Here is a 24,813-nt window from a genome sequence, read left to right as displayed (position 1 = left end):
GGCGGGGGAGCGGGGTGGCCGGCCGGAGGGGTCAGCGGGTGAAGGTGACCCGGTGTTCCTTCAGGGAGCCGCAGTTCGAGCCGTACACCTGGACGTGGGTGGTGCCGATGCTGCCGCCCCAGTCCACGCAGTGCCCCTTGCCGTGCACGTACGTCGGTCCGGCGTACGACGTGAACAGGCCCTCGTCGTAGTGGTTCTCCTCGGTGTCCGGGACGTAGATCCACGCGGACATGTTCACGGCCGCGCCCGGATTGCTGCGGATGGTCACGACGCAGTTCTGGCCGTTGGAGGCGTTGTAGGTCAGGTAGACGGTCCCCAGCGAGCCGACGGCCGCCGAGTTGACCGTCCTGTAGGCGCTGCCGCACACCTTCTGCGGCGTGGTGTTCGGCGCGGCGGAGGCGGGCGACGCCAGGGTGGTCAGGGTCCCCAGCGACAGCGCGGCCACGGCCGAGCCGGCCAGTACGGAACGGGTGATTGTCATATGTCCCCCTTGCAACTCTTCGAGGTGGTTGCTCCTGCGGGGTTCGACCCGCGGGGTGGGCAAAGGGTTGTGCGCCGCATTGCTTGCTCCGTAGGGCAGTCGAACGTCGGAGGCGGCCTTGGTGGTGGTTCGGGCGCCCGGCCGTGGACCGCGGATGAACGGGCCTGTATCCCCAGACCGCGCGGGCTTTACGCGCGAGTCGCCCATGGCACACGTGAGATCCAGGGGATCTGCGCAGGGGTGTCACACGGGCTGCACACGGCCCCGCCGAAGTCTCGTTAGCGTTACGGCTCGATCCCACGTGCGAACGTGACCAGGCGGCGGCCGAGCCGCCCGAACAGCCAGATCGGGAAGACCACACATGGACTACTGCTCCTCGTGCCGTCGGCACCTCAACGGCGCCTTGGTCTGCCCGGGGTGCGGTGCCTACGCCCCGGACATCGACCCCGGTGCCGTCGACCGTCCCGGCCCGGCCGCCACGCCCGCCCCGGTCTCGGGCGGAACGGCGGCCGGGGACGACCCGGCCGGCACCGGCACCTGGCACGACGGGACCGTGTGGGACGGCCTCCGCGCCGGGACGCGGCCGGCACCCGTCACATTCGCCGCACCCGACGCCCACGAGCCCTCGCCGCCTCTCGGCCCCTCCGCCGGCCATGACGCCCCCGACGCCGACGCACGCGAGGGCTACCGGGCCCGCCCGGAGGGGCGGGCCGCGCGGCGGCGGCAGATGGCCCGCTGGAAGAGGAACCAGCGCCGCGCCGTGGTCGCGACCGCCGTCGCGCTCGTCGGGGGCGGTCTGACCGTCAGCGCGATGAACGGCAACGCGAGCCCGGGCGCGCAGGCGGCCGCCACCCCCGGGGACCGCCCCATGGGCGGCGCGGGCGACCAGGCCGACCCCGACGAGGCACCGCCCCCGCCGCGGCACGACACCCCGTCCGCCTCCCCCACCCCCACCGAGCCGCCGCAGACCGGTCACACCTCGCGTCACCAGCGGTCCAGGGACGCCGACCCGCGCACCACCCCCGCCGACACCCGGACCGGCACGGCCACCGCGCCCCGCGAGCTGCCGCTGACCAGCCCGCCGCGGAGCGGCACCGTCGACACCGCCCCCCTCGACAGCGGCGCGGCCGCGTCGAAGCCGGAGGAACAGGCGCCAGCGCCGGTCGCCGTCTCCGGTGCGGACGCGCAGCCGCCCGCGGACTCCACGACCCCGCCGCCCGAGGCGGACCCCCCTCCGCCCGCGACGTCCCCCTCCGACTCCCCGTCGAAGGAGCTCTGCCTGCTCGTCATCTGCCTCGGCGGCTGAGCCGGGCCGAAGACCGGAGGATGCCCGACCGGCCTGCCCCTGGCGGGAGTTCGGGCACTTGTGGTGGCCCCGGGTCGTGCGGCGGAAACGCCGCCGGGCCCGGCCCCGCCGCCTCCGCGGGAAGCGGAATCCGCCCTACAATCCTGGCGACCAAATCGGGGGCGTCAGCAGCGGGGGAGTCCGCGTGGAAACGATCATCGTCCAGTTGCCCGGTCCCGCACCGTGGGGTGCGGTGGAGAAGGGCAGTCCCGAACTGATCCATCTGGGCCCGGGGGACCTCGCCGACTTCGGCCGCGGCGCGACCGGCGGCACGGGGGTGGGCATCGTCCTGACCGACCCGGGCGTCTCCCGCCGGGCCGGGCAGCTGGAAGCGGCCGGTGACTACTGGCGGTTGTCCAACTTCAGCCGCAGCGTCTCGTACGTCGTGGAGAACCTGGAAGGGGCCGGCGAGTACCTCACCGTCGCGCCCGGACGGCTCGCGGCGCCCGTGCCGTTCGAGTTCTCCCGGGTGGTGCTGCCGGCCCTGTCCGGCACCGCCACCTTCAAGGTGTTCGCGCCCCAGCACGCCTATCTCGGGGAGGGGTCCGCGCCGGATGGTGGTGAACAGACCGTCCACCCCTTCGCGTTGGACCCCACGTCGAAGTACTTCCTCGTCCTGGTGGCCCTGTGCGAACCCCGGCTGCGGGACCCCTCCGACTCCGCGCTGCCCGGCGTCGGGCAGATCGTGGAGCGGCTGCGGCCCCTGGACTCCTGCCGGGACCTGACCCGCTCGGCGGTCAACTACCACATCGACTACCTCGCCTTCGCCAAACTGCGCCTGGACCTCGGGGAGGAGGCCGCGCCCGGAGCCGACGCAGCCCGCACCGGCGCCAAGCGCACCCGGCTCGCCTCCGTCGCCCTGCGCTTCGGCCTGGTGCGCGAGGAGCACCTCGCCCTGCTGCCCCCGCGCGGCGCCGGCCGGGTCGCTGTGCAGGAGGCCGGAGCATGACGTCCGGACCCGGCGCGGAGCACGAGCAGTTGGAGGCGCCCCGGCCGCGCCTGCCGGTGGGCTTCCGCATCGAGGGCTGGGAGGTCGGCGCGGTCATCGGCTCCGGCGGCTGGGGGACCGTGTACGAGGCCCGCGCGGTCGCCGACGGCACACCCGCGGCGGTGAAGGTGCTGCCCACCGGTTCCATGGGCCCGGGCCAGCGCACCGCGCTCGGTGAACTCGTCGCGCGCGAGGTCCGGTTCAGCGCCGAGGCCGACCACCCCCATCTCGTCCGCACCCACGCCGTGTGCACCGTCGACGCACCCCGACTGCCCGACCTGGACGGGGCGATCGCGCTCGTCATGGACCGGGCCGAGACCAGCCTGAAGGACGCGCTCGACGCCACCGGGACGGGCGTCCCGGTCGACGGCGCCGGGCGGATCCTGCGCGGTGTCGCCGCCGGACTCGCCCACATGCACGCCCGCGGCTGGGTGCACGGCGACCTGAAACCCGCCAACGTGCTCCTCGGCCCCGACGGGCGGGTGCGGCTGGCCGACTTCGGGCTGGCCACCGAACTCGACGGCACCCACGCCCACATGCCGCCGCTCGGCACGCTCGACCACCTCCCGCCCGAGTGGTGGTCCCAGCGGACCGGCACCCAGGGCGCCGTCGTACGTGCCACGGCCGACATCTGGGCCTTCGGCGTGCTCGCCCACCAGGTCCTCACCGGCGGTCTGCACCCCTTCCCGGGCGCCACGGCCCGGGCCCGTTCGCTCGCCGCCCAGACCTACGCCCGCGGCACCGTGCCCCTGCGGCTCGACGCCGGTCTCGGCGACGACCTTCGGCGGCTGATCGCCGACTGCCTGGCACCGGACCACGCCGCCCGCCTGCCCCACACGGCGGACGCCGTCGCCGCCCGGGTCGAGGACCTGAACCGGGACCCGGCCCCCCGCCGACGGCGCCGGGTGCCGGCCGTCGCCGCCGCGGGGCTCGTCGTCCTGACCGCGGCGGCCGTCGCCGGGGTGGCCCTGCTCGGCGGCGGCGACAGCCAGGCCGGCGACCGCGGCCGGGCCACCCCCGCCTCCCGTGGTGACGGCACCCGCCGCACCGCACCCGGTGAGCTCCGGGCGGACTCCGACGTACCGCGGTCGCTGCGCTCGGTCATCACCCGCGCCGCCCACCGCTGCACCGACGAGGAGATCACCCCCGCCCTGCTCGCCGCGCTGGTCAAGGCGGAGAGCGGCTTCGACGCGAAGGCCGCCCGGCCGCAGAGCGACGAGTACGGCATCGCCATGTGGACGCCGTCGGTGTTCCGCGCCTGGGCGGTGGACGGGGACGGCGACGGCGACAAGGACCACATGTCGCCGCCCGACGCGATCGCCACCATGAGCGGGTACGTGTGCTGGCTCGACCAGCGCTTCAAGGAGGCCGGCCTGCCGAAGGAGGACCTGCCCGCCCTGGTCGCGGCCGGCTACCGCACGAGCGACCGCACGGTCATCGAGGAGCGCGGGGTCCCGGAGCGGGTGCGGCCGCACGTGGACCGGGTGCTGAGGTATCTCGCCGAGTACCAGGACTGAGAACCGCGCACCGGAAGTGAGGACCGGCAGTCGACCGGCCGAGACACCGGCCAGGGGGGACGCGAACGCGAGTGGTGGGCGGGCCCGTGCAGGCTCCGCCCACCGCTCGTCCCCCGTTCCGTCACGGCTGCGGCGCGGCGCAGTCCGGGACGTCCGGCAGCCGGTCGCCCGGCGAGCTGACGTAGCTGTTGGAGACGTAGCCGCCGTACTGGGGCAGGAAGCCCCACCAGTCGTTGGTGCAGGGCGGAACGGTGACCTCCTGGCCGCGCACTGCGGCTCGTTCGCCCGGATCGAGAACTCCCGGGAGAACTGCGCGGCCGTGCTGCAGCGTTCCGACGACGGCGTCGGCCGCAACGACGGCTGGGTCTCCGAGACCGTCGACCCGGGCATCACCTACGCCTACACGAAGATGGGCAACAACCTCAACGGCCGTGTCTCGCGGGCCCTGCTCTCCTGCGACGGCCACGACCTGGCAGCGACCGGCTGGTACTGAGCCGCGCACCACGACACCGCGGCGGGCCACCGGGAGACCGGTGATCCGCCGCGGTGCCGCGAGAGGGACGGCTCAGCAGTCCGGTACGCCGGCGATCTTCTCGCCGCCCCGGATGTAGAGGTTGTTCACCCAGGCGATGTCGCTGCCCGAGAACTCCATGACGGCGGTCCACCAGTTGTTGGTGCCGACGGCCGGGTCGTGCACGGTCTGGCCCTGCGTCTGGCAGACCGCGTCCGCCCACCACTGCGAACGAACCGCGAGACGCGGGGAGTCGGTGGTCGGCTGCTGGCGCAGGTTGACGTCGGTGGCCCAGACGTAGACATCGGTGAGGGCCGGGTCGCCGCCGGTGGCGACGGCCGGGGTGGCCTGGGCCGTGGTGGCGAGCCCGCCGGCGGCGAGCGCGGTCACGGCGAGGCCCAGGGCGGTACGGCTGATCAGTCGCTTCATGTGTCTGTCCCCCGTGGGAAGGTGATGAGGATGAGGTGGTCGGGCCGGGTCACGGCCCGGTTCAGCAGCGTGCCTAGCCCGGCAGGTCGCCGTAGGCGTCGCCCTTGAGGAGCTTCACCCAGACGTCGTTGCCGTAGCCGTGGTCGGTGATGCGCTCGCCCCGGGTCCAGCCGTAGGCGCCGAGCGGCCGGCCCGCCGGGACCGTGATGATCTTTCTGTAGGAAGTCCCGCGCCCGGTACTGACGTTGACCGCCTCGTACGGCACGACCGCGTACGGCGCCGCCAGGACACGGGCGCCGCTCCCCTCTTCGGCGGTGGCGGCGGAGGCCGTCCCCGCCTGAGCGGGCCGAGCGGTGCGAGCGCGCCGGCACCGACCAGCGCGGCGTTGGCGGTGATGCGAACGGACATGTCGAGATCCCCCTGACGCTGTGGCCGACGCTCAGAACTGTAGGGAGGCCAGGGGCGGCGCGGTCCCTGACAATTGTCAGGATCGTGTGCGCGGCGGCGGAGGCGGGAGCGGCCGGCCGCGGGCCCCGGGACGGCCGAAAACCGCTTGACGTCGCCGCCGGCCGGTGTCTATGATCCACAACGCGGCATCGCGTGTCGGTCACCGGCAGGGTGAGGCATGGAGGCGCCGCGAAGATGCCCGTGGAGGCATTCCACCGTGTCAGTCGAGTTGAATCACACCGTCGTCCTGTCCCGTGACCGGGAGAAGTCCGCTCATTTCCTCGCCGGGATCCTGGGGTTGGAGGTCGGGGCGCCGAGCGGGGTGTTCCTGCCGGTGACCACCGCCAACGGAGTCACCCTGGACTTCGCCACCATCGACGGCGACATCCCCGTCCAGCACTACGCGTTCCTCGTCTCCGAGGACGAGTTCGGCGAGGCCCTCGCCCGTCTGGTGAAGGCCCGCATCCCCATCCAGGCCGACCCGCACGGCAACCACCCGAGCCGTATCAACCGCAACGACGGCGGCCGCGGCGTCTACTTCTCCGACCCGGCCGGCCACGGCCTGGAGATCCTCACCCGCCCGTACGGCACGGATCCGGCATCGCCCCTGAACGGGGTCACCGAGGACGTGCCCGGGGCGGTCTGAGCGGGCGTCGGACGACCGGGGCGTGGGGCCTGCGCGCCCTCGTCCCGGCCACGCCCGGTACCCGGGGCGGTGAGGCGCGGTGCTGTGAGGCCTGCCCGGGTCCGTGGCGTTCTCCCTGTGCGTGGCGTTCCTCCGTTGGCTGGGAACGCCCGGAACAGCGCGACCGGCGGTCGGCGGCCCTGGTCCGGCGGGGGAGCAGGAGCGGTGTCGCGAGGAGGAGCGCGCCGGCGAGGGTGACGGCCCGGCGGGGGCCGATCAGAGCGGCCGGCACCCCCCACAGGGCCGTCACGGCGGCCGTGGTGGCCTTGCCGGTGGCCGACCAGGCGGCCAGGACGCGGGTGGTGAGGTCCGCCGGGACCCGTTCGAGGCGGTAGGTCGCCAGCACCGGGTTGAACAGGCCGCAGCTGGTGATCAGCCCGAACTCGACGACCATCACCAGGGCCAGCCCCGCCGGTCCGGGGCCGACGAGGGCCAGCCCGATCGGCCAGCACGCGCGCAGCACCCCCGCCGAGAGCAGCACCCGCCGCCGGCCCCACCGCGTGACCAGCCGGGGTGCCAGCCGGGAGCCGAGCAGGCCGCCGGTGCAGGGGACCGCGAAGGCGAGTGCGTACTGCCAGGGTTCAAAGCGCAGGTCGTCGACCATGAGGACGAGGAGAGGGGACGCGGTCGCCATGATCAGGGCGTTGACCAGGACCGTGTTGAAGAACAGCGGACGCAGGGCCGGGTCGGCCAGGATGTGCCGCCAGCCCGCGAGCAGGTCACCCGGCCGGTGGCGGGCCGAGGCGCGTTCGGTGTGGGGCGGGGGCTTCTCCGGCCCGCCGATCGCGTGCAGTCCCACCGCCGAGAGCAGATAGCTCAGCGCGTCGGCCACCACGGTCGTCACCGGCCCGAGCAGCCCGATCGCGGCCCCGCCCAGCGGCGGCCCCACCATGCCGGCCGTCCAGGCCGTCGCCTCGAAACGCCCGTTCGCGAGGAGCAGGTCCCGCCGCGGCAGCAGGTCTCAGGAACGCCCCGGCCGCCGCGTTGAACGTGATGTCGGCCGCCGCGACCGCCACGGACACCAGCAGCAGCTGGGCGAAGCCCAAGCGGTCCAGGGCGAACGCGACGGGGATGCTCAGCAGCACCGCGCACCGGACCACGTCCGTGGCGATCATCACCGGCCGCTTGCGGCGCACCTCCACCCACGGGCCGAGCGGAACCGACACCACCGCGCGCGTTGCTGCGCAGTTCCATGCCGGTCATGCGCCCCGGAGTACCCCTGCGGGACCCCGGACATGCGGTGGGGAGGCCGCCGTCCGGGTGCGCCCCGGCCGAGGCGGTGCGGCCCCCGCCCTCAGCCGCCGCGCACCGGCAGCACCAGCGAACCGTCCGCGTCCAGCACCAGGCCCACCCCGCCGCTGATCCGGTCCAGCGTCCCGCGCAGCCACACCCGGTCCTCCTCGGGCGCACGCTCCAGCCGCATCCGGCGCGCCCGCAACGGCACCATGCGCAGCCCGGTCAGCCGCCCGCTGTCCGCCTCGACCGACACGAGGTAGGCCAGCCGCAGCTCGTCGCGGAACTCCTCGTAGCCGGAGATGCCCTCGTAGTCGTCGACGAAGTCCCCGCAGCCGTAGAGGATCAGCCGGTCCCGGTAGACCTCCAGCGGCCGGGGGTGATGCGAGGAGTGCCCGTGCACGACGTCCACGCCGCCGTCGACCAGGGCGTGGGCGAAGCGCACCTGCTCCCGGGGGACGCGGTACCCCCAGTTCGAGCCCCAGTGCACGGACACCACGCGGAGGTCGCCGTCCCGGCCGGCGAACCGCCGCACCACGGCGTCGGCCGCGCTGGGCGAGAGGCCGGGCAGGAACGCGACACCGGCACGCTCCGCCGTCGCCGCCCAGCCGGGCGGGACCCCGCTGGAGGGTGTGCCGAGTGCGGACACCAGGAGCCGGCGGCCACCGGGCAGGGGCACCGCGGCGGGCGCGTACGCCTCCTCGGCGTCGCGTCCCGCGCCCGCCGTCCGCAGACCGGCCCGGGCCAGCACCTCCAAGGTCTCCAGCAGGCCCGGGAGGCCGAAGTCCAGGACGTGGTTGTTCGCGAGGACCGTCACGTCGGGCCGGGCGACGGCCAGGGTGGGGAGGTTGTCCGGGTGCATCCGGTAGTGGATCTCCTTGCCGGGGGCGAACGTGCCGCACTGCGTCACGGACGTCTCCAGGTTCACCACCCGGGCGTCGGGGCCGGCCTCGTCCAGTGCGCGCAGTGCCTCGCCCCACGGCCAGGACGGCACGGCGGGCACGGGGACCGGCCCGGACACCGACTCCACGAGCCGGACATACGTCCGCGCGTCCTCGACGTACGCCTCCCGCAGTGCCGGATCACCGGGGTGCGCCAGGATCTGGTCGACACCGCGCCCGAGCATCACGTCACCGCACAGGAACAGCGTCACGACCTCGCCGCCCACCCCTCCACCCTAGGAGTCCGGCGTCCGCAGGAGGAGCCCCGCGGCCCGGAACCCCGTGAGGACTCAGGCGTCGACGCGCACCGAGCACGACCACCCGTACGGATCCGGCCCGATCCGCAGACGGTCCCACACCCCCGCCGTCGGGACCGCCCCGGTGATCTCCACGTCCGCGAGGCCGGTGACCGCCAGCCGGACGTCCAGGCCGCCGTCCGCCTCGTCCGCCCCCACGTCCACCGGCACCTGGCCGTACGCCTCCAGCCGGAAGGTGACCTCGTCCAGCAGCGTCGCGAGCAGGTCGTCGTCGCTGGCCTCGCCCAGCCGGACCCGGTCCACCGCGGTGGGGCGCACCCCGGACAGGTCGGCGAAGCACTCGACCATGCCCAGCACCGCCTCCGCCAGACAGCGCTCCCGGCACGCCGCGCACGCCTCGATCCGGATGTCACCCGGGCGGGACACCGCCCGATGCCCGCACGCCCCCGCCTCCCGCTGCCCGCCCTCGCCCGCGTCACCACACATCCTGTTCGCCTGCCCTGGACTCCGGCACCCATGCCGGTCCCGAGGCGCCGGTCGGAGGGACTCGTCCGCCGGGCGGGGGCGGCGTGCGCGCTTCGGCCGTCGGCCCGGGGGGTACGCGGATGCCGGACCGAGGCTCCGGCCCTCGTGCGGGAAGCGGAGGTGACCGTCATGCGGTTCCGTGATCGCCGGCAGGCCGGTGAGAAGCTGGCCGAGGCGCTGCGTGTGCGGCAGCGTGAGGGGGCGTTGCCCGATCCCTTCGTGCTCGCCCTGCCGCGCGGTGGGGTCTCCGTGGCGCGGGAGGTGGCCGCCGCCCTGCACGCGCCGCTCGACGTGCTCGTGGTGCGGAAGATCGGGGCCCCCTTCCAGGAGGAGCTGGGGGTCGGGGCGATGGCCGCGGACGAGGTGCCGCTCCTCGACCAGGACACCCTGCGGCACCTGGGTATCGGGGAGGACGCCCTGGTTCCCGTCATCGAGCGGGAGCGTGCGGAAGTACGCCGCCGCGAGAGGCTGTACCGGCGGGGCCGCCCCGCGCCCGACCTGCGGGGGCGGACCGTGATCGTCGTCGACGACGGGCTCGCGACCGGGGCCACGGCCCGTGCGGCGGTGCGCGCCGTCCGCCGCCGGGAGCCCGCGCGGGTGCTGCTGGCCGTGCCGGTGTGCTCGCCCGAGGGGGCCGAGCTGCTGCGGGCCGAGGCCGACGAGGTGGTCTGTCTGCACCGGCCGGCCGCGTTCATGGCCGTGGGCCTGTGGTACCGCGACTTCGACCAGGTGAGTGACCAGGACGTGCTGGAGGCGCTCCACGTGCAGCTCTGACAGCCCGTTCAGACGACGCCGTCCGCACGCAGCGCCGCCACCTCCTCGCCGGTGCGGCCCAGTTCGCCGAGGATCGCGTCGGTGTGCTCGCCCACCGCGGGCACCGGATCCATGCGGGCCGGCACGCCCCCCAGGTCGGCCGGCGGGAGCAGCGCCTCCACCCTGGCCCCCGGTACGCCGACCTCGGTCCAGCGGCCGCGGGCGGCCAGCACGGGGTGGCCGAGGAACGCGGCGACGTCGTTCACCCCGGCGCAGGCGATGCCGACGGCCTCCAGTTCCTCGAGGATCTCGTGGGAAGGCGAGCGGGCGAAGCGGCCGGCGACGACGGCGTTGAGCTCCTCGCGGTGGGCGACCCGGTCGGAGGCCGTCGCGAACCGCGGGTCGTCGATGAGCTCCGGCCGGCCGAGGAAGCCGGCGCACAGGGCCGCCCACTCGCGCTCGTTCTGGATGGAGAACAGCACCTCCTCGCCGTCGGCGGCCGGGTACGTCCCGTACGGCGCGATGGTGGCGTGCTGGGTGCCGATGCGCGGGGGCTGGGTGCCGCCGTACCGCGTGTAGTAGGCGGGCTGGCCCATCCACTCCGCGAGCGCCTCGAACAGGGAGACCTCCACGGGACGGGCCTCGCCGCTGACGGCACGGGTGTAGAGGGCCGTGAGGACGCCGCTGTACGCGTACATCCCGGCGGCGATGTCGGCGACGGAGATGCCGGTCCGGGCGGTCCCCTCCGGGGTGCCCGTCAGGGACACCAGGCCGGTCTGGCACTGCACGAGCAGGTCGTAGGCCTTGCGGTCGGACCACGGCCCCGTCGTGCCGTAGCCGGATATCGTGCACGGGATCAGCCGGGGGCGGCGGTCCGTGACCGCGGCGGCGTCCAGGCCGAGCCGGGCGGCGGCGCCCGGGGCGAGGTTCTGCACGAACACGTCGGCGCCGTCGAGGAGGTCGTGCAGCACCTCCCGGCCCCGGGGGTCCTTCAGGTCCAGCGTGAGGGACTCCTTGGAGCGGTTGAGCCACACGAAGTAGCTGGAGTGGCCGTGCACGGTCGTGTCGTACCGGCGGGCGAAGTCGCCGCCGCCGGGCCGCTCCACCTTGATCACCCGGGCCCCGAGGTCGGCGAGCTGCCGGGTCGCGTAGGGCGCGGCCACGGCCTGCTCCAGACTGACCACCGTGACGCCGGACAGGGGGTACCGCTGCACGCTCATGCCTCAGGCTCCTGATCCTCGTGCCCCGCCGGGGGACGGCGCCCGCACAGTGTCTCCCAGGAGGGGCGCAGGGGTGCAGGCGGTGGGGCCGGGCTCGCGCCCGACGTCGTCCACCGCGCCCACGACCGGAACGCCACCGCGCACCTGGTCGCCCACCGGCTCGACGTCGCCCTCGTCCCGCGCCTGGCCAACTGCCCCCGCACCTGCCGATCACCCGGGTCCGCCGCGCCGGCGACCCCCACCGCAAGCTCCTCACCTGCACCCGGGCGGGCGGTCACACCCGTCCGGCGACCGCGGCGGCCCTGGACGAACCGCGGCACCTGGCCGCCTCGGGGGTCGCCTGACCCGACGGCCGGGCCGACTGCCGTCGGGGGCGCTTCCCGGGCCCCTGCCGGAGTGCCGTCCGGGACGCGGGAGACGGTCTCAGCGGCCCCGCGCCCCCACCCGCAGTCCGTCCATGACGAGGTCGAGCAGGCGGGTGGCGCGTCGCTGCCAGTCCTCGTCGGGGGCCAGGGTCCACAGGCCGCCGATCGCGAGGAAGAGGTCGTCCGCCGTGATGCCGGGCCGGATGGAGCCGGCCCGCTCCGCTGCCCGGAGCAGCAGGTCGGCCGCCTCGGTCACGGGGGCGTGCCCAGGTTTCGGCTTGCCCGGGGCGCTGGTCGCCTGGCGCAGCGCGTCGGCCAGGCCGGCCTTGGTGATGGCGAAACGCGCCAGGCGGTCCATCCACTCGCGCAGCGCCCGGTCCGGTTCCCGGCTCTCCAGCAGGGGCGCCGCGGAATCGGCCACCTGCTGCATCTCGTACCGGTGGATCTCCAGGACCAGCGCCTCACGGCTGGGGAAGTGGCGGTAGAAGGTCCCCTGCCCGACCCCCGCCTTCCTGGCGATCGCGCTGAGCGGGGCGTCCGCCGCGCGCGTCAGTTCGACGACGGCGACCTCCAGGATGCGTTCGCGGTTGCGCCGCGCGTCCGAACGCAGGGGAGCGTCCTTCCTCTGCGGCACTCGCCCTCCTCCCGGTCGTGGCCGAAACCCGGCCCTTGTTAAGCGGACAGCTGTTCGTTACGTTTCCGGGTAACGGACAACTGTCCGCTTGTTTCATCGTATCGGCGTGCCGTCCGTGCGGACAGCCCGGCCGGCCGCGTCGCAGCCGGTCCGCCCCGCATCCTGCACGGTCGTGAACCGGCACCGCCACCCGCACGGCCTGCCCCCGCCCGACCTCGCGATGTGAGAAAGAAGGCTTCCATGCCCCCATCGACGTCCAGCGACCTCACCCTTTCCGTCAACGGCGAGAAGTACGCGCTGACCGTCGACCACCGCACCACCCTGCTCGACGCGCTGCGCGAGCGGCTGGATCTGACCGGCACCAAGAAGGGATGTGACCAGGGACAGTGCGGCGCCTGCACCGTCCTGGTCGACGGCCGCCGCAGCGTGGCCTGTCTGCAGCTGGCCGTCGCGGCCGAAGGGCGCGAGGTCACCACCATCGAAGGCGTCGCCGACGGCGACCGACTGCACCCGGTGCAGCAGGCCTTCCTCGATCTGGACGGCCTCCAGTGCGGCTACTGCACGCCGGGACAGATCTGTTCGGCCATCGCCGTCATCGAGGAGCACGCCGCCGGCTGGCCGAGCGCGGCCACCGGCGACGTGCACCCCGAGGCGGCGCCGGAGCGGCTGACCCCCGAGGAGATCAGGGAACGGATGAGCGGAAACCTGTGCCGCTGCGGCGCGTACGTGTCGATCGTCCAGGCGGTCGCCCGCGCCGCCGAGGCCAAGGGAGCGGCGGCATGAGGGAGTTCGGCTACCGACGGGCCCACGACGTCTCCGGCGCCGTCGCCCTGCTCGACGGCGACCCGGAGGCCCGCTTCCTCGGCGGCGGCACCAACCTCGTCGACCTGATGAAGACCGGCGTCGAGCGCCCCGCCCTCCTGGTCGACGTACGCGAACTGCCCCTGGACCGCATCGAATCGACCGAGGACGGCACACTGCGCATCGGGGCGACCGTCACCAACAGCGACCTCGCCGCGCACCCGGAGGTCCGGCGCCGCTACCCGGCTCTGGCCCAGGCGGTCCTGGCCGGTGCCTCGGGGCAGCTGCGCAACATGGCCACCGTCGGCGGCAACCTGCTCCAGCGCACGCGCTGCGGCTACTTCACCGACGTCAGCTCCGCCTGCAACAAGCGCGACCCCGGCAGCGGCTGCCCCGCCCTCACCGGCGAGCACCGCAACCACGCCGTCCTCGGCGCCTCCGGCCACTGCGTGGCCACCCACCCCTCCGACATGGGCGTGGCGCTGGCCGCCTTCGACGCCGTCGTGTCGTACGAGACGGCCGACGGGCCGGGCGAGGTGCCGCTGGCCGACTTCTACCTGCCGGTGGGGGACACCCCGCACCGGGAGACCGCCCTGCCGCCGGGCGCGCTCGTCACCGGCGTCACCCTGCCGCCCGCCCCGGTGGCGGCGCGCTCCCGCTACCGCAAGGTGCGCGAACGGGCCTCCTACGCCTTCGCCATCGGCTCCCTCGCCGCCGCACTGGACGTACGCGACGGCCGGGTGCACGAGGTGCGCCTCGCCTTCGGCGCCGTCGCCTCCCGCCCCTGGCGCGCCCGGGAGGCCGAACGCGTCCTCACCGGAGCGCCCGCCGACGCCGGGCACTTCGCGGCCGCCGCGGACGCCGAGCTGGCCGCGGCCCGGCCCCTGCCCCACAACGGATACAAGGTGACCCTGATGCGCAACCTCGTCGTGGCCGTCCTCAGCGAACTCGCCGAGGAGGCCGCCCGATGACCACCGCCACCCGGGGCCTCGTCGGCACCGCCCACACCCGCGTGGAAGGCCGCGACAAGGTCACCGGAGCGGCCCGCTACGCCGGCGAGATCCCCTTCGCCGAACTCGCCCACGGCTGGCTGGTGCTGTCCACCGTCGCCCGCGGCCGCGTCCGCGCGCTGGACACCGCTCCCGTCCTCGCCCTGCCCGGCGTCCTCACCGTGCTCCACCACCGCAACGCCCCGCGCCTCGACACCGGCTACACCGGTCTGCTCGGCGGCTCGCCGGACCGCTCCGCCGCGCTCTTCCAGGGCGACCGGGTGGCCCACCGGGGCTGGCCGGTGGCGCTGGTCGTCGCCGAGACCTCCGAACAGGCCCGCGAGGCCGCCGAGTCACTCGTCGTCCACTACGAGCAGGAGCCGCACGACGTCGACTTCTCCGCCGCTCGCGCGTCCGAAGCGCACGCGCTCCACTCGCACGTGCCGGCCGAGGTGGAGAAGGGTGACCTGGAGACCGCACTGGCGGCGTCGGCGGTCGTGGTGGACGCCGAGTACACCACCCCCGAGGAACACCACAACCCGATGGAACCGCACGCGGCCACCGCCCGCTGGGAAGGCGGCCGGCTGGAGGTCGTCGACTCCAACCAGGGCACCAACTGGGTCGCCGGCGAGCTCGCCGGCCTGTTCTCCCTCGACCCGGCCGCCGTACGGGTCCGCTCCGAGCACGTCGGCGGCGGCTTCGGCAGCAAGGGCCTGCGCGCCCACCAGGTGGCCGCCGTGATGGCCGCGACCGTCCTGCGACGCCCGGTCCGGGTCGTCATGACGCGCCGGCAGATGTTCTCCCTCGCCGGCCATCGCAGCCCCACGGCCCAGCGGGTCAGGCTCGGCGCGGACCCCGACGGGCGGCTGCGCGCGCTGGAGCACCGCTCGCTCAACCCCACCTCGACCGTGCACGACTTCGTCGAGCCGAGCGCCGCGGCCGGCCGGTCGATGTACGCCGCCGACGCCCACCACACCGGCAGCCGGATCGTACGGCTCGACGTGCCGACCCCGACGTGGATGCGTGCCCCGGGGGAGGCCCCGGGCTCCTTCGCGCTGGAGTCGGCGCTCGACGAACTCGCCGAGCGCCTCGGGATCGACCCGATCGAGCTGCGCGTGCGCAACGAGCCCGAGGTGGGCCCGGTCTCCGGACTGCCGTTCGGCAGCCGCAACCTGGTCGCCTGCTTCCGGGAGGGCGCCCGCAGGTTCGGCTGGGACGCGCGGGACCCGCGCCCCGGCGTGCGCCGCGACGGCCGCTGGCTGCTGGGCACGGGCACCGCGGCCGCCTCCTTCCCCACGACGGCCATGCCGTCCACGGCGGCCGTCACCGCGGAGGCGGACGGCACGTTCACCGTGCGGATCAACGCCGCCGACATCGGCACGGGCGCGCGGACCGCGCTCACCCTGGTCGCCGCCGACGCGCTGGAGGCGCCGGCGGACCGCGTCCGGGTGCGGATCGGCGACAGCGACCTCGGCCCGGCGATCATCGCCGGCGGCTCGATGGGCACCCGCTCCTGGTCGTGGGCCGTCACAGCGGCCGCCGGCGAACTGCGCCGGATACTGCCGCCCGGCGCCGACGTCCCGCCGGAGGGGATCACCGCCCGGTCGAACACCGCGGAGGCCGTCGCCGCCCTCGCCCGGAAGGAACGGCACGCCTTCGGGGCCCAGTTCGCGGAGGTCGCCGTGGACCCCGCCACCGGCGAGGTCCGGGTGCGCCGCATGCTGGGCATGTTCGCGGCCGGCCGGATCGTCAACCCGCTCACCGCCCGCAACCAGCTCGTCGGCGGCATGATCTGGGGCCTGTCCATGGCCCTGCACGAGGAAGCAGTCCGGGACCGGGCGAGCGGCGGCCTCTACGGCGCCGACCTCGCGGGCTACCACGTGGCCGCGCACGCCGACATCGGGGACGTCCGGGCCGACTGGGTCGACGACCCCGATCCGGACGACCCCGTCGGCATCAAGGGCATCGGCGAGGTCGGCATCGTGGGCGCCGCGGCGGCGGTCGCGAACGCGGTGTGGCACGCGACCGGCGTACGCCACCGCCACCTGCCGATCCGTCCCGACCGGGTGCTGGCGGCGAGCGGCGATGCTTGACCTGGCCGGGCGGGTGCACGCCTGGGTCGAGGAGGGCCGGGACTTCGCCGTGGCCACGGTCGTCGCCGTCGGCGGCAGCGCCCCGCGCCCCCCGGGCGCAGCGCTCGCCGTCGCCGTTGACGGCACGGCCGTCGGATCGGTCTCCGGCGGCTGTGTGGAGGGAGCGGTGTACGACCTGTGCGTCCAGGCCCTTCAGAACGGCGGGACGGTCGTCGAGCGGTTCGGCCACAGCGACGAGGACGCCTTCGCCGTGGGGCTGACCTGCGGCGGGACGGTCGACGTCATGGTCACCCCGGTCACGGCGGGGCGTGCCGTCGAGAGGGCCGCGATGTCGGCCGCCGCCCGCGGTGAGCCGGTCGCCCTGGCCAGGGTGGTGCGGGGCCCGGCCCCCCTCCTCGGCCGGGCGCTGCTCGTCCGCCCCGACGGATCGCACGAAGGCCGTCTGGGCGGCGATCCCGGCCTGGACCGCACCGCGGCCGCCGAGGCCCGCGCGCTGCTGGACGGGGGCCGCACCGGCACGGTCGAGATCTGCGCGGACGGCTCGCACGGCCCGGACGGGCTCACCCTGCTCGTGGAGTCGGCCGTGCCGCCGCCCCGCATGATCGTCTTCGGGGCGATCGACTTCGCCTCGGCGCTCGTCCGGATGGGCGCGTTCCTCGGCTACCACGTCACCGTGTGCGACGCGCGCCCGGTCTTCGCGACCCGGGCCCGCTTCCCGGAGGCCGACGAGGTCGTCGTGGACTGGCCCGACCGCTACCTGCGTGGCACGGAGACCGACGGGCGGACGGTGCTGTGCGTGCTCACCCATGACGCCAAGTTCGACGTGCCCGTGCTGAAGGAGGCGCTGCGGCTGCCGGTCGCCTACGTCGGGGCCATGGGCTCCCGCCGTACCCACCGGGACCGCGAGCGGCGGCTGCGGGAGGAGGGCGTGGGCGAGCACGAGCTGGCCCGGCTGAGGTCCCCGATCGGCCTGGACCTGGGCGCCCGGACGCCGGAGGAGACGGCGGTGTCGATAGCGGCGGAGATCGTCGCCGCACGGCACGGCGGAACCGGGACGCCGCTCACCGGCTCCGGCAGGCCGATCCACGCGACGGGGCAGCCGGCGTTGCCGCTGCCGCTGACTGTGTGAGGAGGGGGCCGGCGTGGCCCGGGGGCCGACCGCGGAAGGCCGCTGCCGTGAGCGGTCCGAGGCCGCGGGGGTGCGCCGGGCCGTGACACGCCGGAGGGGCCGCAGCCGTGTCGGGCTGCGGCCCCTTCAGGCCTCCCTGCCGGATCGACGCGCCGGTCAGGCCGCCGCCTCCGTGGCGTGGCCGTGCAGACGGGCGATGACCTCGGTCAGCTGCTGCGCGACCTCGGCGTCGTCGGCCGGGTGCGTCTCGGCGAAGCGGGTCACCGAACCGGGGATGGACAGCTTGACGTCCTCCAGCACCTTGCCGCCGGCGACGCCCACCGACTTGCGGGTCGCGTCGTGCGCCCAGACACCGCCGTACTGGCCGAACGCGGTGCCGACCACGACGACCGGCTTGCCGCTGAGGGCGCCGACGCCGTACGGGCGGGACAGCCAGTCGATGGCGTTCTTCAGCACGGCGGGCATGGTGCCGTTGTACTCGGGCGTGAAGAGGATCAGGCCGTCCGCGGCGTTCGCGGCGTCGCGCAGCCGCTGGGCGGCGGCCGGGACGGTGCCCTCGACGTCGACGTCCTCGTTGTAGAAGGGGATCTCGGCCAGACCTTCGAACAGGTCGACCTCGGAACCCTCCGGGGCGAGCTTCACGGCGGCCTCGGCGAGCTGGCGGTTGTGCGAACCGGCGCGCAGGCTGCCGATGAGGCCGAGGATGCGAACGGACATGCTAACTCCCACGTATAGAGAACTGATCTGTAACCGGCGTCACGATCCGGACCGGGGTCCGTTTGATGTTCTAGCACCTTAAACGGACCGCGGTCCAGTTTTGTTCCCGATGCTTTACGCTGGTTTCATGTCCGCTGTCCCACCGCCCCTCCCGACGCCCCAGGAGCCCGTCGGCCACCCCGAGCTGGTCCAGCTCGGCACCGCCCCGGGGCCCGGCGAGCCGTGCCTGCGCGCCGACGCCGCGCGCAACCGGGCCCGTCTGCTGGAGGCCGCCGCCCGGCTGGTCGCGGAGCGCGGCGCGGAGGCCGTCACCATGGAGGCGGTGGCCGCAGAGGCCTGTGTCGGCAAGGGCACGGTGTTCCGCCGGTTCGGCGACCGGACCGGCCTGCTCACGGCCCTGCTCGACCACTCCGAGAAGAAGTTCCAGGCCGCCTTCATGAGCGGGCCGCCGCCGCTGGGGCCGGGAGCGCCGCCCGTGGAGCGGCTGCGGGCGTTCGGCTGCGCGACGCTGCGCCGCTCGACCGACGAGCTGGAACTCCAGCTGGCCGCCGAGCCGGGCGCCGGCCGCCGCTTCGTGACCCCGCCCCGCCGGGTCCTGCGGCGCCACATGGAGCTGCTGCTGCGGCAGGCGGTGCCCGAGGCGGACTGCGAGCTCCTCTCGCACACGCTGATGGGCCAGCTCGACCCGGCCCTCGTCCACCACCTGACCCGGCAGTGCGGCATGCCCGTGTCCCGGCTCGAGGCCGCGTGGATCGACCTCGTCGACCGGGTGACGGGGGCCGCCTCCGCCCGCTGACGGCGCCGACCGGCCGCCGTGAGCGCTCACGGCATGCTCGCAACTCCCCCGCCGAAAGGGTGCATTGGGGCTTCTGCCAAGATGCCGTACGTCATGGTGCAGATATCGAAAACGCCCGCGCCCCCGTCCCCCGCACCGTCGCGCTCCGCGCCCACGAGCGCCGATGTGGCCCGCCTGGCCGGCGTCTCGCGCGCGACCGTCTCCTACGTCCTCAACAACACCGGCGCCGTACGGATCAGCGAACCCACCCGCCGCCGGGTCCACGACGCAGCGCGGGAACTCGGGTATGTCCCGCACGCGGCGGCCCGCAGCCTGCGCGCCGGGCACAGCCGCATGGTCCTGATGCCCGCCCCGGCCTTCTCCGTCGGCCCCCTCTACAGCTCCTTCCTCGGCGACCTGCAGAGCGCGCTCACCGCTCTGGACTACACGGTCGTGCAGCACGGCACCGGAGGCCCGCACGGCGACGAAGCCGCCCGCGCCTGGGCCGAGTTGCGGCCCGTCGCCGTCCTCGTTCCCGGCTCCGGACTCGGGCCGCGCGGCGTGGCGGTGCTCAAGCGCTCCGGGGCGCGGGCCGTGGTGACCCTCGGCCCGGAGGCCATCGAGGGCGCGCACGCCCTGCTCATGGACCACGACGTGGTCGGCCACAGCGCGGGCGCCCACCTCTACGACCGCGGCCGCCGCCGCATCGGCGTCGTCGTCCCCCAGGAGCCCGGCCTGGAGGCGTTCTCCGCGCCCCGGCTCGACGGCGTGCGCCAGTCCGTGCACGGCACGGACGCCACGGTGACCGAACTGCCCCTCGCCTACGACGAACAGGCCGCCGCGCACCTCGCCGCCCGCTGGCGCTCCCTCGGACTGGACGCCGTGTTCGCCTACAACGACGAGTACGCGATGCTGCTCATGCGCGCCCTTCAGGACGAGGGCGTCCGCATTCCCGAGGAGACGGCGGTGATCGGCGCGGACGACCTGATGCTGGGCCGGCTGCTGCGGCCCCGGCTGAGCACGGTCAGACTGCGGCTGCCCTCCGGGCGTGAACTGGCCGAACTGGTCGACCGAGCGGTGCGCCGACCCGGCACCGGGCCCGAGACGCACACGGCGCTCGGCGCGACCGTACTGCACCGCGAGTCGAGCTGAGCCGAGCGGGGAGCGGCGCGGTACCACGCGGCCCGGGCGGTGGCCGGCCGCGCGCGGGCGGCCTCCGGCACCACGCTGCGCCGGCCGACGGCCCTCGCCCCCGTCGGCGACCGCCACCCGGCGAACCGTGCCGGACCACCTGACGCGCAGGCGTGGCCCGGCCCCGCACCCCTTCCGGCCGTCACTCGCCCTGCGGCTGCTCGCCCTCCTGCTCGGCGATCGCCTTGCGGACCTCGTCCATGTCCAGGTTCCGGGCCTGCCCGATGACGTCCGTCAGGGCGGCCTCCGGCAGGGCGCCCGGCTGGGCGAACACCGCGACCTGGTCGCGGACGATCATCAGCGTGGGGATCGACTGGATGCCGAAGGCCTCGGCCAGTTCCGGCTGCGCCTCGGTGTCCACCTTGCCGAACACCAGGTCGGGGTTCTCCTCCGCCGCCTTCTCGTAGACCGGGGCGAACTGCCTGCACGGCCCGCACCAGGACGCCCAGAAGTCGATCAGGACGAACTCGTTGTCCGTGACCGTCTGGTCGAAGTTCTCCTTGGTGAGCTCCACGGTGCTGCTCATGGCGTACATCCCTCTTCCCGGATCGGGGTCAACCCGTCGGCACAACACGTCCGACCTGGCACGTATTCCGCGCCCCTGCCCGTGTGGCCAGGGCGCACACCACCCACCAGACTGACCCCATGACGGAAACGGAAACCAACGCGTACGACGTCGTGGTGCTCGGGGCCGGGCCCGTGGGGGAGAACGTCGCCGACCGCACCCGCGCGGCGGGACTGACCACCGCGGTCGTGGAGAGCGAACTGGTCGGCGGCGAATGCTCGTACTGGGCGTGCATGCCCAGCAAGGCGCTGCTGCGGCCGGTCATCGCCCGGGCGGACGCCCGCCGCGTGCCGGGCCTGAGCCAGGCGGTGCAAGGCCCCCTGGACTCCTCCGCGGTCCTCGCCCACCGCGACCAGCACACCTCCCACTGGAAGGACGACGGCCAGGTCGGCTGGCTCGACTCCGTCGGTGCCGACCTCCACCGCGGCCACGGGCGGCTCACCGCCCCCCGCACGGTGACGGTCACCGGCCCCGACGGCACCGAGCGCGTCCTGACCGCCCGGCACGCCGTCGCCGTCTGCACCGGCAGCCGCGCGGCCCTGCCCCCTCTGCCCGGGCTGGAGGACGTCGAGCCGTGGACCAGCAGGGAGGCCACCAGCGCGAAGTCCGTGCCCGGCCGTCTGATCGTGGTGGGCGGCGGCGTGGTCGCCACCGAGATGGCCGCGGTCTGGCAGGCCCTCGGCTCGGAGGTCACCCTCCTGGTCCGCGGCAAGGGCCTGCTCGCCCGCATGGAGCCCTTCGCGGGCGAACTCGTCGCCGAGGCGCTCACCGAGGCGGGCGCCGACGTCCGCACGGGGACGTCGGTGACGTCGGTCACCCGGGAGAACGGCACGGTCGTGGCCGTCACGGGCGCGGGCGACCGCATCGAGGCCGACGAGATCCTCTTCGCCACCGGCCGTGCCCCGCGCACCGACGACATCGGCCTGGAGACGGTCGGCCTCGAACCCGGCTCCTGGCTCCCCGTCGACGACAGCCTCCGCGTCGAGGGCCACGACTGGCTCTACGCCGTCGGCGACGTCAACCACCGCGCCCTGCTCACCCACCAGGGCAAGTACCAGGCCCGTATCGCCGGCGCCGCCATCGCCGCCCGGGCCACCGGCGAGACCCTCCTGGAGCGTCCCTGGGGCGCCCACGCCGCGACCGCCGACCGGGCCGCCGTCCCCCAGGTCGTCTTCACCGACCCCGAGGCCGCGGCCGTCGGCCTCTCCCTCGCCGAGGCGGAACAGGCCGGCCACCGGGTGCGGGCCGTCGACGTCGACCTGTCCACCGTGGCCGGGGCGGGCCTGTACGCCGACGGCTACAAGGGCCGCGCCCGGATGGTCGTCGACGTGGAGGACGAGATCCTGCGCGGCGTGACCCTGGTGGGCCCGGGCGTCGGCGAACTCGTCCACTCCGCGACGATCGCCGTCGCCGGACAGGTCCCGGTGAGCCGCCTGTGGCACGCGGTCCCCTCGTACCCGACGATCAGCGAGGTGTGGCTGCGGCTGCTGGAGGCCTACCGCGACAGCTGAGCCGGCCGGGGGCGGCCGGCACCGGCCTCCGGTCCCGTACCGTGACGCGCCCCACGGCAGGCCGAAGCCCAGCGCCCGCGCCGCCTCGTGCGGCGTCGGCTGCCCTCAGCGCTCGGCCACCGCCGGGTGGGACGAGAGCGAGCGCGGCTCGGCCCGGTCCAGGTACAGGACCCCGTCGAGGTGGTCCGGTAAGTCGCCCGCGAACGCCGAGGCGATGCGCAGGTGCGACTCCGCCTCGTCGTGCCGGTTCTGCCGCTGCAGCGTACGGCCGAGCATCAGCCGGGCGTAGTGCTCCACCGGCTCCCGCTCGACGATCGTCCGCAACTCGGTCTCCGCGCGGCGCAGTTGGGCCGAGTGGAAGTAGGAACGCGCCAGCAGCAGCCGCGGCCCGGTCTGCTCGGGCACCTCCTCGACCAGCCCGACCAGGACACGCGCGGCGGCGGTGTAGTCCTTGGAGTCGAAGAACAGCTGCGCGCGCTCCCAGCGCTCCGCGGGCGTTCCGTGGCCGTAGTACGCCGGCTCGTGGGTCGTGTTCACGGTGACCTCCTTCGAGGCCGTCAACCAGCCCGTTTGGTTGAACATTCCACCACTGCACGCGCTGACGCGGGGGCGCCCCCGGGTCTAGGTTGTGGGCCATGAGCAATCTCGAGCGCGAGGCGACTCCCGCGGTCTGCGGTGGCCGGGGCTTCGTCGTGGCGGAGCCGGTGCGGGAACTCCTCAGTCCGCGCCGGGTCCGGCTCGGCGAGTCCAGTGAGGTCCGCCGGCTGCTGCCGAACCTGGGCCGCCGCATGGTCGGCGCCTGGTGCTTCGTCGACCACTACGGCCCGGACGACATCGCCGACGAGCCCGGTATGCAGGTGCCGCCGCATCCCCACATGGGTCTGCAGACGGTGAGCTGGCTGCACGAGGGGGAGGTGCTGCACCGCGACTCCACCGGCAGCCTCCAGCCGATCCGCCCGCGCGAACTGGGCCTGATGACCTCCGGCCGGGCGATCAGCCACTCGGAGGAGAGCCCGCGCCCGCACGCCCGCTTCCTGCACGGCGCGCAGTTGTGGGTGGCCCTCCCCGACAGCCACCGCCACACCGACCCCCACTTCGAACACCACGCCGACCTGCCGCGCGTCACGGCGTCCGGCGTCGAGGCGACGCTGATCCTGGGCGGCCTGGACGGCGCGACCTCGCCGGGCACGGCGTACACCCCGATCGTCGGCGCCGACCTGACCCTGACCCGCGGCGCGGACGTACGCCTGCCCCTGGAGCCGGATTTCGAGTACGCCGTCCTGTCCATGTCGGGTGAGGCCCACGTCGACGGCGTCCCGGTGCTGCCGGGCTCGATGCTCTACCTCGGCTGCGGTCGCCGCGAACTGCCCCTCAGGGCCGAGTCGGACGCGGGCCTGATGCTCCTCGGGGGCGAGCCGTTCGAGGAGGAGCTCATCATGTTCTGGAACTGGATCGGCCGGTCCCAGCAGGAGATCGAACAGGCACACCGGGACTGGACGGAGGGCACGCGCTTCGGTGAGGTGAAGGGGTACGACGGGGATCCGCTGCCGGCTCCGCAGTTGCCGGCGACTCCTCTGAAGTCACGGGGAAGGGTCCGTTGACCCGCGGACGTGCCTGATCGTCGCCCGACCCTGAGCGGCTACCGGACCGTCGGCCGGCAGAGGGCATCGACCGCGGTCACGGGTACCGTCACCAGCGCCGGCCTCCCTCGCCGCGGTCGGGCCCGGTCAGGCCGAGGTCGACGACCCGTCGGCACCAGTGGTCGTCGAGGCCGCCGTACACGCCGGGCGGAACCTCGACGACCAGTGGCCCGTCGCGGAGATCGACCCAGGCGTAGCAGTAGGAGGTGCTCGTGTTGTACACGAGCCCGATGAAGCGGGGGTGCACCAGGTCTTCCCAGATCGCCATCGTGCAGTTCGCCGGGCCCCAGCGCAGCAGTGCCCAGCGCATCACCGCCATGTCCACCGTGGCGAGCCCCAGCAGGCATGCCTGGACGGCGCGTTGGAAGTCGAGGTTGTCGAACAGGGTCCGGACCGTCGCGTCGTCCGGGAACCCGTCGGAGAACCTCAGGGTGCCCAGCCGGGTGTGAACCTCGTCGGGGCACGTGATGCCGGGCGGGACAGGGGTCGTGGTCATGTGCGTCGACATCGGTTCACCTCGTCAACCAGGTCAGCGGCTCCATGACACCAGTCTCCGAGAGCCGCCCCGCGGGCGCTTCCGTAGCGGCCCCTTGGTCTCCCGCCACGGTCGGAACGGGCGCCGCCTGCCGCCCGGCTTCGCCTGATCGGGAGCCGTCCGGCGGCCACGGCGAGAATCGGGCTGGTCGCCCTACGTCACCGAACGGCTTCGAAGTGCCAACCACCGCATGGGTTGGGACCGTTGGCCGACCGGTCCCCTCCGTATGGCGCTGCCCGTCCGTCGCGTCATGGCGCTGCCGTCCCCGATGCCGTTCCGGAGAGGTTCCTGCGCGGCCGGTGCGGCCAGGGTCCCGGACCGCCGGGCGTCCTCCCGGACCCGGTCACGCACCCCTTCCGGGACAGCGTCCGTGTTGGTGTCCCTGCGTGCCGCGCCGCGGCGGACGTTGGGATGTCCTGACTCCACGGGACAGGAACGGAAGGGGTACTGATGTGTCATCAGTTTCAGCTCATGAGGTCTCTGCTGAATCCAAGCCGAGGTGATCCGCGGAAAGCGTCCTTGCATGCCTTGAAGCA

At 74.4% G+C, this 24,813-nt stretch carries 25 protein-coding genes and 3 pseudogenes; 15 read left to right on the top strand and 13 right to left on the bottom strand.

Going from position 1 to position 24,813, the window contains the following annotated elements:
- Positions 1-31: 31 nt before the first annotated feature.
- On the bottom strand, positions 32-481 hold the full coding sequence (locus ACFW6P_RS17640) for a spore-associated protein (protein ID WP_386424069.1): 450 nt from the start codon (positions 479-481) through the stop codon (positions 32-34).
- Between the two features lie 361 nt (positions 482-842).
- Between ACFW6P_RS17640 and ACFW6P_RS17635 the strand changes: the two genes are divergently transcribed.
- From ACFW6P_RS17635 to ACFW6P_RS17625, 3 genes are all read left to right on the top strand, one after another.
- The gene (locus ACFW6P_RS17635; protein ID WP_386353126.1) at positions 843-1,787 is read left to right on the top strand and encodes a hypothetical protein; all 945 of its coding nucleotides are present in this window, start codon (positions 843-845) and stop codon (positions 1,785-1,787) included.
- 184 nt (positions 1,788-1,971) lie between these two features.
- Positions 1,972-2,775, top strand: a complete 804-nt coding sequence (locus ACFW6P_RS17630; RefSeq protein WP_386353129.1) for a serine/threonine protein kinase — start codon at positions 1,972-1,974, stop codon at positions 2,773-2,775.
- On the top strand, positions 2,772-4,331 hold the full coding sequence (locus tag ACFW6P_RS17625) for a protein kinase (protein WP_386353132.1): 1,560 nt from the start codon (positions 2,772-2,774) through the stop codon (positions 4,329-4,331). Before ACFW6P_RS17630 ends, ACFW6P_RS17625 begins: the two co-directional genes overlap by 4 nt.
- Before the next feature lie 121 nt (positions 4,332-4,452).
- On the opposite strand, the gene ACFW6P_RS17620 is transcribed toward ACFW6P_RS17625, so the two are convergent.
- Positions 4,453-4,602, bottom strand: coding sequence for a hypothetical protein (locus tag ACFW6P_RS17620; protein ID WP_386353135.1), 150 nt, complete (start codon positions 4,600-4,602; stop codon positions 4,453-4,455).
- A 48-nt stretch (positions 4,603-4,650) separates the two neighbouring features.
- Here ACFW6P_RS17620 and ACFW6P_RS17615 point away from each other — a divergent pair, with 48 nt between their 5' ends.
- Entirely contained in the window at positions 4,651-4,824 is a 174-nt protein-coding gene (locus tag ACFW6P_RS17615) for a hypothetical protein (RefSeq protein WP_386353137.1), read from the top strand.
- Positions 4,825-4,896: 72 nt separating this feature from the next.
- Here ACFW6P_RS17615 and ACFW6P_RS17610 read toward each other — a convergent pair whose 3' ends face one another.
- Both ACFW6P_RS17610 and ACFW6P_RS17605 read right to left on the bottom strand, forming a co-directional pair.
- Positions 4,897-5,271, bottom strand: a complete 375-nt coding sequence (locus ACFW6P_RS17610; RefSeq protein WP_386353140.1) for a peptidase M23 — start codon at positions 5,269-5,271, stop codon at positions 4,897-4,899.
- Between the two features lie 73 nt (positions 5,272-5,344).
- Positions 5,345-5,536, bottom strand: coding sequence for a hypothetical protein (locus tag ACFW6P_RS17605; RefSeq protein ID WP_386353142.1), 192 nt, complete (start codon positions 5,534-5,536; stop codon positions 5,345-5,347).
- A 399-nt stretch (positions 5,537-5,935) separates the two neighbouring features.
- On the opposite strand from ACFW6P_RS17605, the gene ACFW6P_RS17600 reads away from it, so the two are divergent.
- Positions 5,936-6,364, top strand: coding sequence for a VOC family protein (locus ACFW6P_RS17600; RefSeq protein WP_386353145.1), 429 nt, complete (start codon positions 5,936-5,938; stop codon positions 6,362-6,364).
- Positions 6,365-6,548: 184 nt separating this feature from the next.
- On the opposite strand, the pseudogene ACFW6P_RS17595 reads toward ACFW6P_RS17600, so the two are convergent.
- From ACFW6P_RS17595 to ACFW6P_RS17585, 3 genes and pseudogenes are all read right to left on the bottom strand, one after another.
- Positions 6,549-7,584, bottom strand: a pseudogene (locus ACFW6P_RS17595) (MFS transporter); the annotation flags it as partial.
- A gap of 113 nt (positions 7,585-7,697) precedes the next feature.
- Positions 7,698-8,804 (bottom strand): CapA family protein, encoded by a 1,107-nt coding sequence (locus ACFW6P_RS17590; RefSeq protein WP_386424067.1) that lies wholly within the window; start codon positions 8,802-8,804, stop codon positions 7,698-7,700.
- A 63-nt stretch (positions 8,805-8,867) separates the two neighbouring features.
- Complete coding sequence (locus tag ACFW6P_RS17585) at positions 8,868-9,320, bottom strand: archease (protein ID WP_386424065.1); 453 nt, start codon at positions 9,318-9,320, stop codon at positions 8,868-8,870.
- A 168-nt stretch (positions 9,321-9,488) separates the two neighbouring features.
- Between ACFW6P_RS17585 and ACFW6P_RS17580 the strand changes: the two genes are divergently transcribed.
- Complete coding sequence (locus ACFW6P_RS17580) at positions 9,489-10,133, top strand: phosphoribosyltransferase (RefSeq protein WP_386353154.1); 645 nt, start codon at positions 9,489-9,491, stop codon at positions 10,131-10,133.
- A gap of 8 nt (positions 10,134-10,141) precedes the next feature.
- Here the strand turns inward: ACFW6P_RS17580 and ACFW6P_RS17575 are convergent, their stop codons facing one another.
- Positions 10,142-11,332: a CaiB/BaiF CoA transferase family protein gene (locus ACFW6P_RS17575; protein ID WP_386424063.1), complete on the bottom strand. Its 1,191-nt coding sequence runs from the start codon at positions 11,330-11,332 to the stop codon at positions 10,142-10,144.
- A 75-nt stretch (positions 11,333-11,407) separates the two neighbouring features.
- Between ACFW6P_RS17575 and ACFW6P_RS17570 the strand changes: the two are divergent.
- Positions 11,408-11,676 (top strand): annotated as a pseudogene (locus ACFW6P_RS17570) (LysR family transcriptional regulator); the annotation flags it as partial.
- A 79-nt stretch (positions 11,677-11,755) separates the two neighbouring features.
- Here ACFW6P_RS17570 and ACFW6P_RS17565 read toward each other — a convergent pair.
- Complete coding sequence (locus ACFW6P_RS17565; protein ID WP_386353160.1) at positions 11,756-12,331, bottom strand: TetR/AcrR family transcriptional regulator; 576 nt, start codon at positions 12,329-12,331, stop codon at positions 11,756-11,758.
- Between the two features lie 240 nt (positions 12,332-12,571).
- On the opposite strand from ACFW6P_RS17565, the gene ACFW6P_RS17560 reads away from it, so the two are divergent.
- From ACFW6P_RS17560 to ACFW6P_RS17545, 4 genes are read left to right on the top strand one after another with little or no spacing between them, the layout of a single operon-like run.
- The gene (locus ACFW6P_RS17560) at positions 12,572-13,114 is read left to right on the top strand and encodes a 2Fe-2S iron-sulfur cluster-binding protein (RefSeq protein WP_386353163.1); all 543 of its coding nucleotides are present in this window, start codon (positions 12,572-12,574) and stop codon (positions 13,112-13,114) included.
- A complete protein-coding gene (locus ACFW6P_RS17555; protein WP_386353166.1) occupies positions 13,111-14,103 on the top strand; it encodes an FAD binding domain-containing protein in 993 nt (330 codons plus the stop codon). Before ACFW6P_RS17560 ends, ACFW6P_RS17555 begins: the two co-directional genes overlap by 4 nt.
- Positions 14,100-16,214, top strand: a complete 2,115-nt coding sequence (locus ACFW6P_RS17550) for a xanthine dehydrogenase family protein molybdopterin-binding subunit (RefSeq protein WP_386353168.1) — start codon at positions 14,100-14,102, stop codon at positions 16,212-16,214. Before ACFW6P_RS17555 ends, ACFW6P_RS17550 begins: the two co-directional genes overlap by 4 nt.
- Positions 16,207-17,343 (top strand): XdhC family protein, encoded by a 1,137-nt coding sequence (locus tag ACFW6P_RS17545; protein ID WP_386353170.1) that lies wholly within the window; start codon positions 16,207-16,209, stop codon positions 17,341-17,343. The genes ACFW6P_RS17550 and ACFW6P_RS17545 overlap by 8 nt, the downstream gene beginning before the upstream one ends.
- Positions 17,344-17,499: 156 nt before the next feature.
- Here ACFW6P_RS17545 and ACFW6P_RS17540 read toward each other — a convergent pair whose 3' ends face one another.
- Positions 17,500-18,060 (bottom strand): NADPH-dependent FMN reductase, encoded by a 561-nt coding sequence (locus tag ACFW6P_RS17540; protein WP_386353172.1) that lies wholly within the window; start codon positions 18,058-18,060, stop codon positions 17,500-17,502.
- Positions 18,061-18,187: 127 nt separating this feature from the next.
- Here ACFW6P_RS17540 and ACFW6P_RS17535 point away from each other — a divergent pair, with 127 nt between their 5' ends.
- Positions 18,188-18,856 (top strand): TetR/AcrR family transcriptional regulator, encoded by a 669-nt coding sequence (locus ACFW6P_RS17535; RefSeq protein WP_386353175.1) that lies wholly within the window; start codon positions 18,188-18,190, stop codon positions 18,854-18,856.
- A 93-nt stretch (positions 18,857-18,949) separates the two neighbouring features.
- Positions 18,950-19,987 carry a LacI family DNA-binding transcriptional regulator gene (locus ACFW6P_RS17530; protein ID WP_386353178.1) on the top strand — a complete coding sequence of 346 codons (1,038 nt, stop codon included), beginning with the start codon at positions 18,950-18,952 and terminating at the stop codon, positions 19,985-19,987.
- A gap of 181 nt (positions 19,988-20,168) precedes the next feature.
- On the opposite strand, the gene trxA is transcribed toward ACFW6P_RS17530, so the two are convergent.
- A complete protein-coding gene (gene trxA / locus ACFW6P_RS17525; RefSeq protein ID WP_386353181.1) occupies positions 20,169-20,552 on the bottom strand; it encodes a thioredoxin in 384 nt (127 codons plus the stop codon).
- Between the two features lie 119 nt (positions 20,553-20,671).
- Here trxA and ACFW6P_RS17520 point away from each other — a divergent pair, with 119 nt between their 5' ends.
- Positions 20,672-22,102, top strand: coding sequence for a dihydrolipoyl dehydrogenase family protein (locus tag ACFW6P_RS17520; RefSeq protein ID WP_386353184.1), 1,431 nt, complete (start codon positions 20,672-20,674; stop codon positions 22,100-22,102).
- A 192-nt stretch (positions 22,103-22,294) separates the two neighbouring features.
- On the opposite strand, the pseudogene ACFW6P_RS17515 reads toward ACFW6P_RS17520, so the two are convergent.
- Positions 22,295-22,684 (bottom strand): annotated as a pseudogene (locus ACFW6P_RS17515) (tetratricopeptide repeat protein); the annotation flags it as partial.
- Between the two features lie 53 nt (positions 22,685-22,737).
- Here ACFW6P_RS17515 and ACFW6P_RS17510 point away from each other — a divergent pair.
- Positions 22,738-23,703 carry a pirin family protein gene (locus ACFW6P_RS17510; RefSeq protein WP_386353187.1) on the top strand — a complete coding sequence of 322 codons (966 nt, stop codon included), beginning with the start codon at positions 22,738-22,740 and terminating at the stop codon, positions 23,701-23,703.
- 88 nt (positions 23,704-23,791) lie between these two features.
- Here the strand turns inward: ACFW6P_RS17510 and ACFW6P_RS17505 are convergent, their stop codons facing one another.
- Complete coding sequence (locus ACFW6P_RS17505) at positions 23,792-24,238, bottom strand: DUF1254 domain-containing protein (RefSeq protein WP_386353190.1); 447 nt, start codon at positions 24,236-24,238, stop codon at positions 23,792-23,794.
- Positions 24,239-24,813 lie beyond the last annotated feature (575 nt).

This window comes from Streptomyces sp. NPDC058741, from assembly GCF_042746715.1.
Classification (GTDB): domain Bacteria; phylum Actinomycetota; class Actinomycetes; order Streptomycetales; family Streptomycetaceae; genus Streptomyces.
This window is presented reverse-complemented; position numbering and strand designations above follow the sequence as displayed.

Coding starts and splice junctions, on each gene's coding strand:
- ACFW6P_RS17580 (WP_386353154.1), top strand. CDS start 9,489: ATGCGGTTCCGTGATCGCCGGCAGGCCGGTGAGAAGCTGGCCGAGGCG.
- ACFW6P_RS17560 (WP_386353163.1), top strand. CDS start 12,572: ATGCCCCCATCGACGTCCAGCGACCTCACCCTTTCCGTCAACGGCGAG.
- ACFW6P_RS17530 (WP_386353178.1), top strand. CDS start 18,950: ATGGTGCAGATATCGAAAACGCCCGCGCCCCCGTCCCCCGCACCGTCG.
- trxA (WP_386353181.1), bottom strand. CDS start 20,552: ATGAGCAGCACCGTGGAGCTCACCAAGGAGAACTTCGACCAGACGGTC.
- ACFW6P_RS17540 (WP_386353172.1), bottom strand. CDS start 18,060: ATGTCCGTTCGCATCCTCGGCCTCATCGGCAGCCTGCGCGCCGGTTCG.
- ACFW6P_RS17520 (WP_386353184.1), top strand. CDS start 20,672: ATGACGGAAACGGAAACCAACGCGTACGACGTCGTGGTGCTCGGGGCC.
- ACFW6P_RS17550 (WP_386353168.1), top strand. CDS start 14,100: ATGACCACCGCCACCCGGGGCCTCGTCGGCACCGCCCACACCCGCGTG.
- ACFW6P_RS17510 (WP_386353187.1), top strand. CDS start 22,738: ATGAGCAATCTCGAGCGCGAGGCGACTCCCGCGGTCTGCGGTGGCCGG.
- ACFW6P_RS17545 (WP_386353170.1), top strand. CDS start 16,207: ATGCTTGACCTGGCCGGGCGGGTGCACGCCTGGGTCGAGGAGGGCCGG.
- ACFW6P_RS17555 (WP_386353166.1), top strand. CDS start 13,111: ATGAGGGAGTTCGGCTACCGACGGGCCCACGACGTCTCCGGCGCCGTC.
- ACFW6P_RS17505 (WP_386353190.1), bottom strand. CDS start 24,238: ATGACCACGACCCCTGTCCCGCCCGGCATCACGTGCCCCGACGAGGTT.
- ACFW6P_RS17625 (WP_386353132.1), top strand. CDS start 2,772: ATGACGTCCGGACCCGGCGCGGAGCACGAGCAGTTGGAGGCGCCCCGG.
- ACFW6P_RS17635 (WP_386353126.1), top strand. CDS start 843: ATGGACTACTGCTCCTCGTGCCGTCGGCACCTCAACGGCGCCTTGGTC.
- ACFW6P_RS17640 (WP_386424069.1), bottom strand. CDS start 481: ATGACAATCACCCGTTCCGTACTGGCCGGCTCGGCCGTGGCCGCGCTG.
- ACFW6P_RS17585 (WP_386424065.1), bottom strand. CDS start 9,320: ATGTGTGGTGACGCGGGCGAGGGCGGGCAGCGGGAGGCGGGGGCGTGC.
- ACFW6P_RS17535 (WP_386353175.1), top strand. CDS start 18,188: ATGTCCGCTGTCCCACCGCCCCTCCCGACGCCCCAGGAGCCCGTCGGC.
- ACFW6P_RS17575 (WP_386424063.1), bottom strand. CDS start 11,332: ATGAGCGTGCAGCGGTACCCCCTGTCCGGCGTCACGGTGGTCAGTCTG.
- ACFW6P_RS17610 (WP_386353140.1), bottom strand. CDS start 5,271: ATGAAGCGACTGATCAGCCGTACCGCCCTGGGCCTCGCCGTGACCGCG.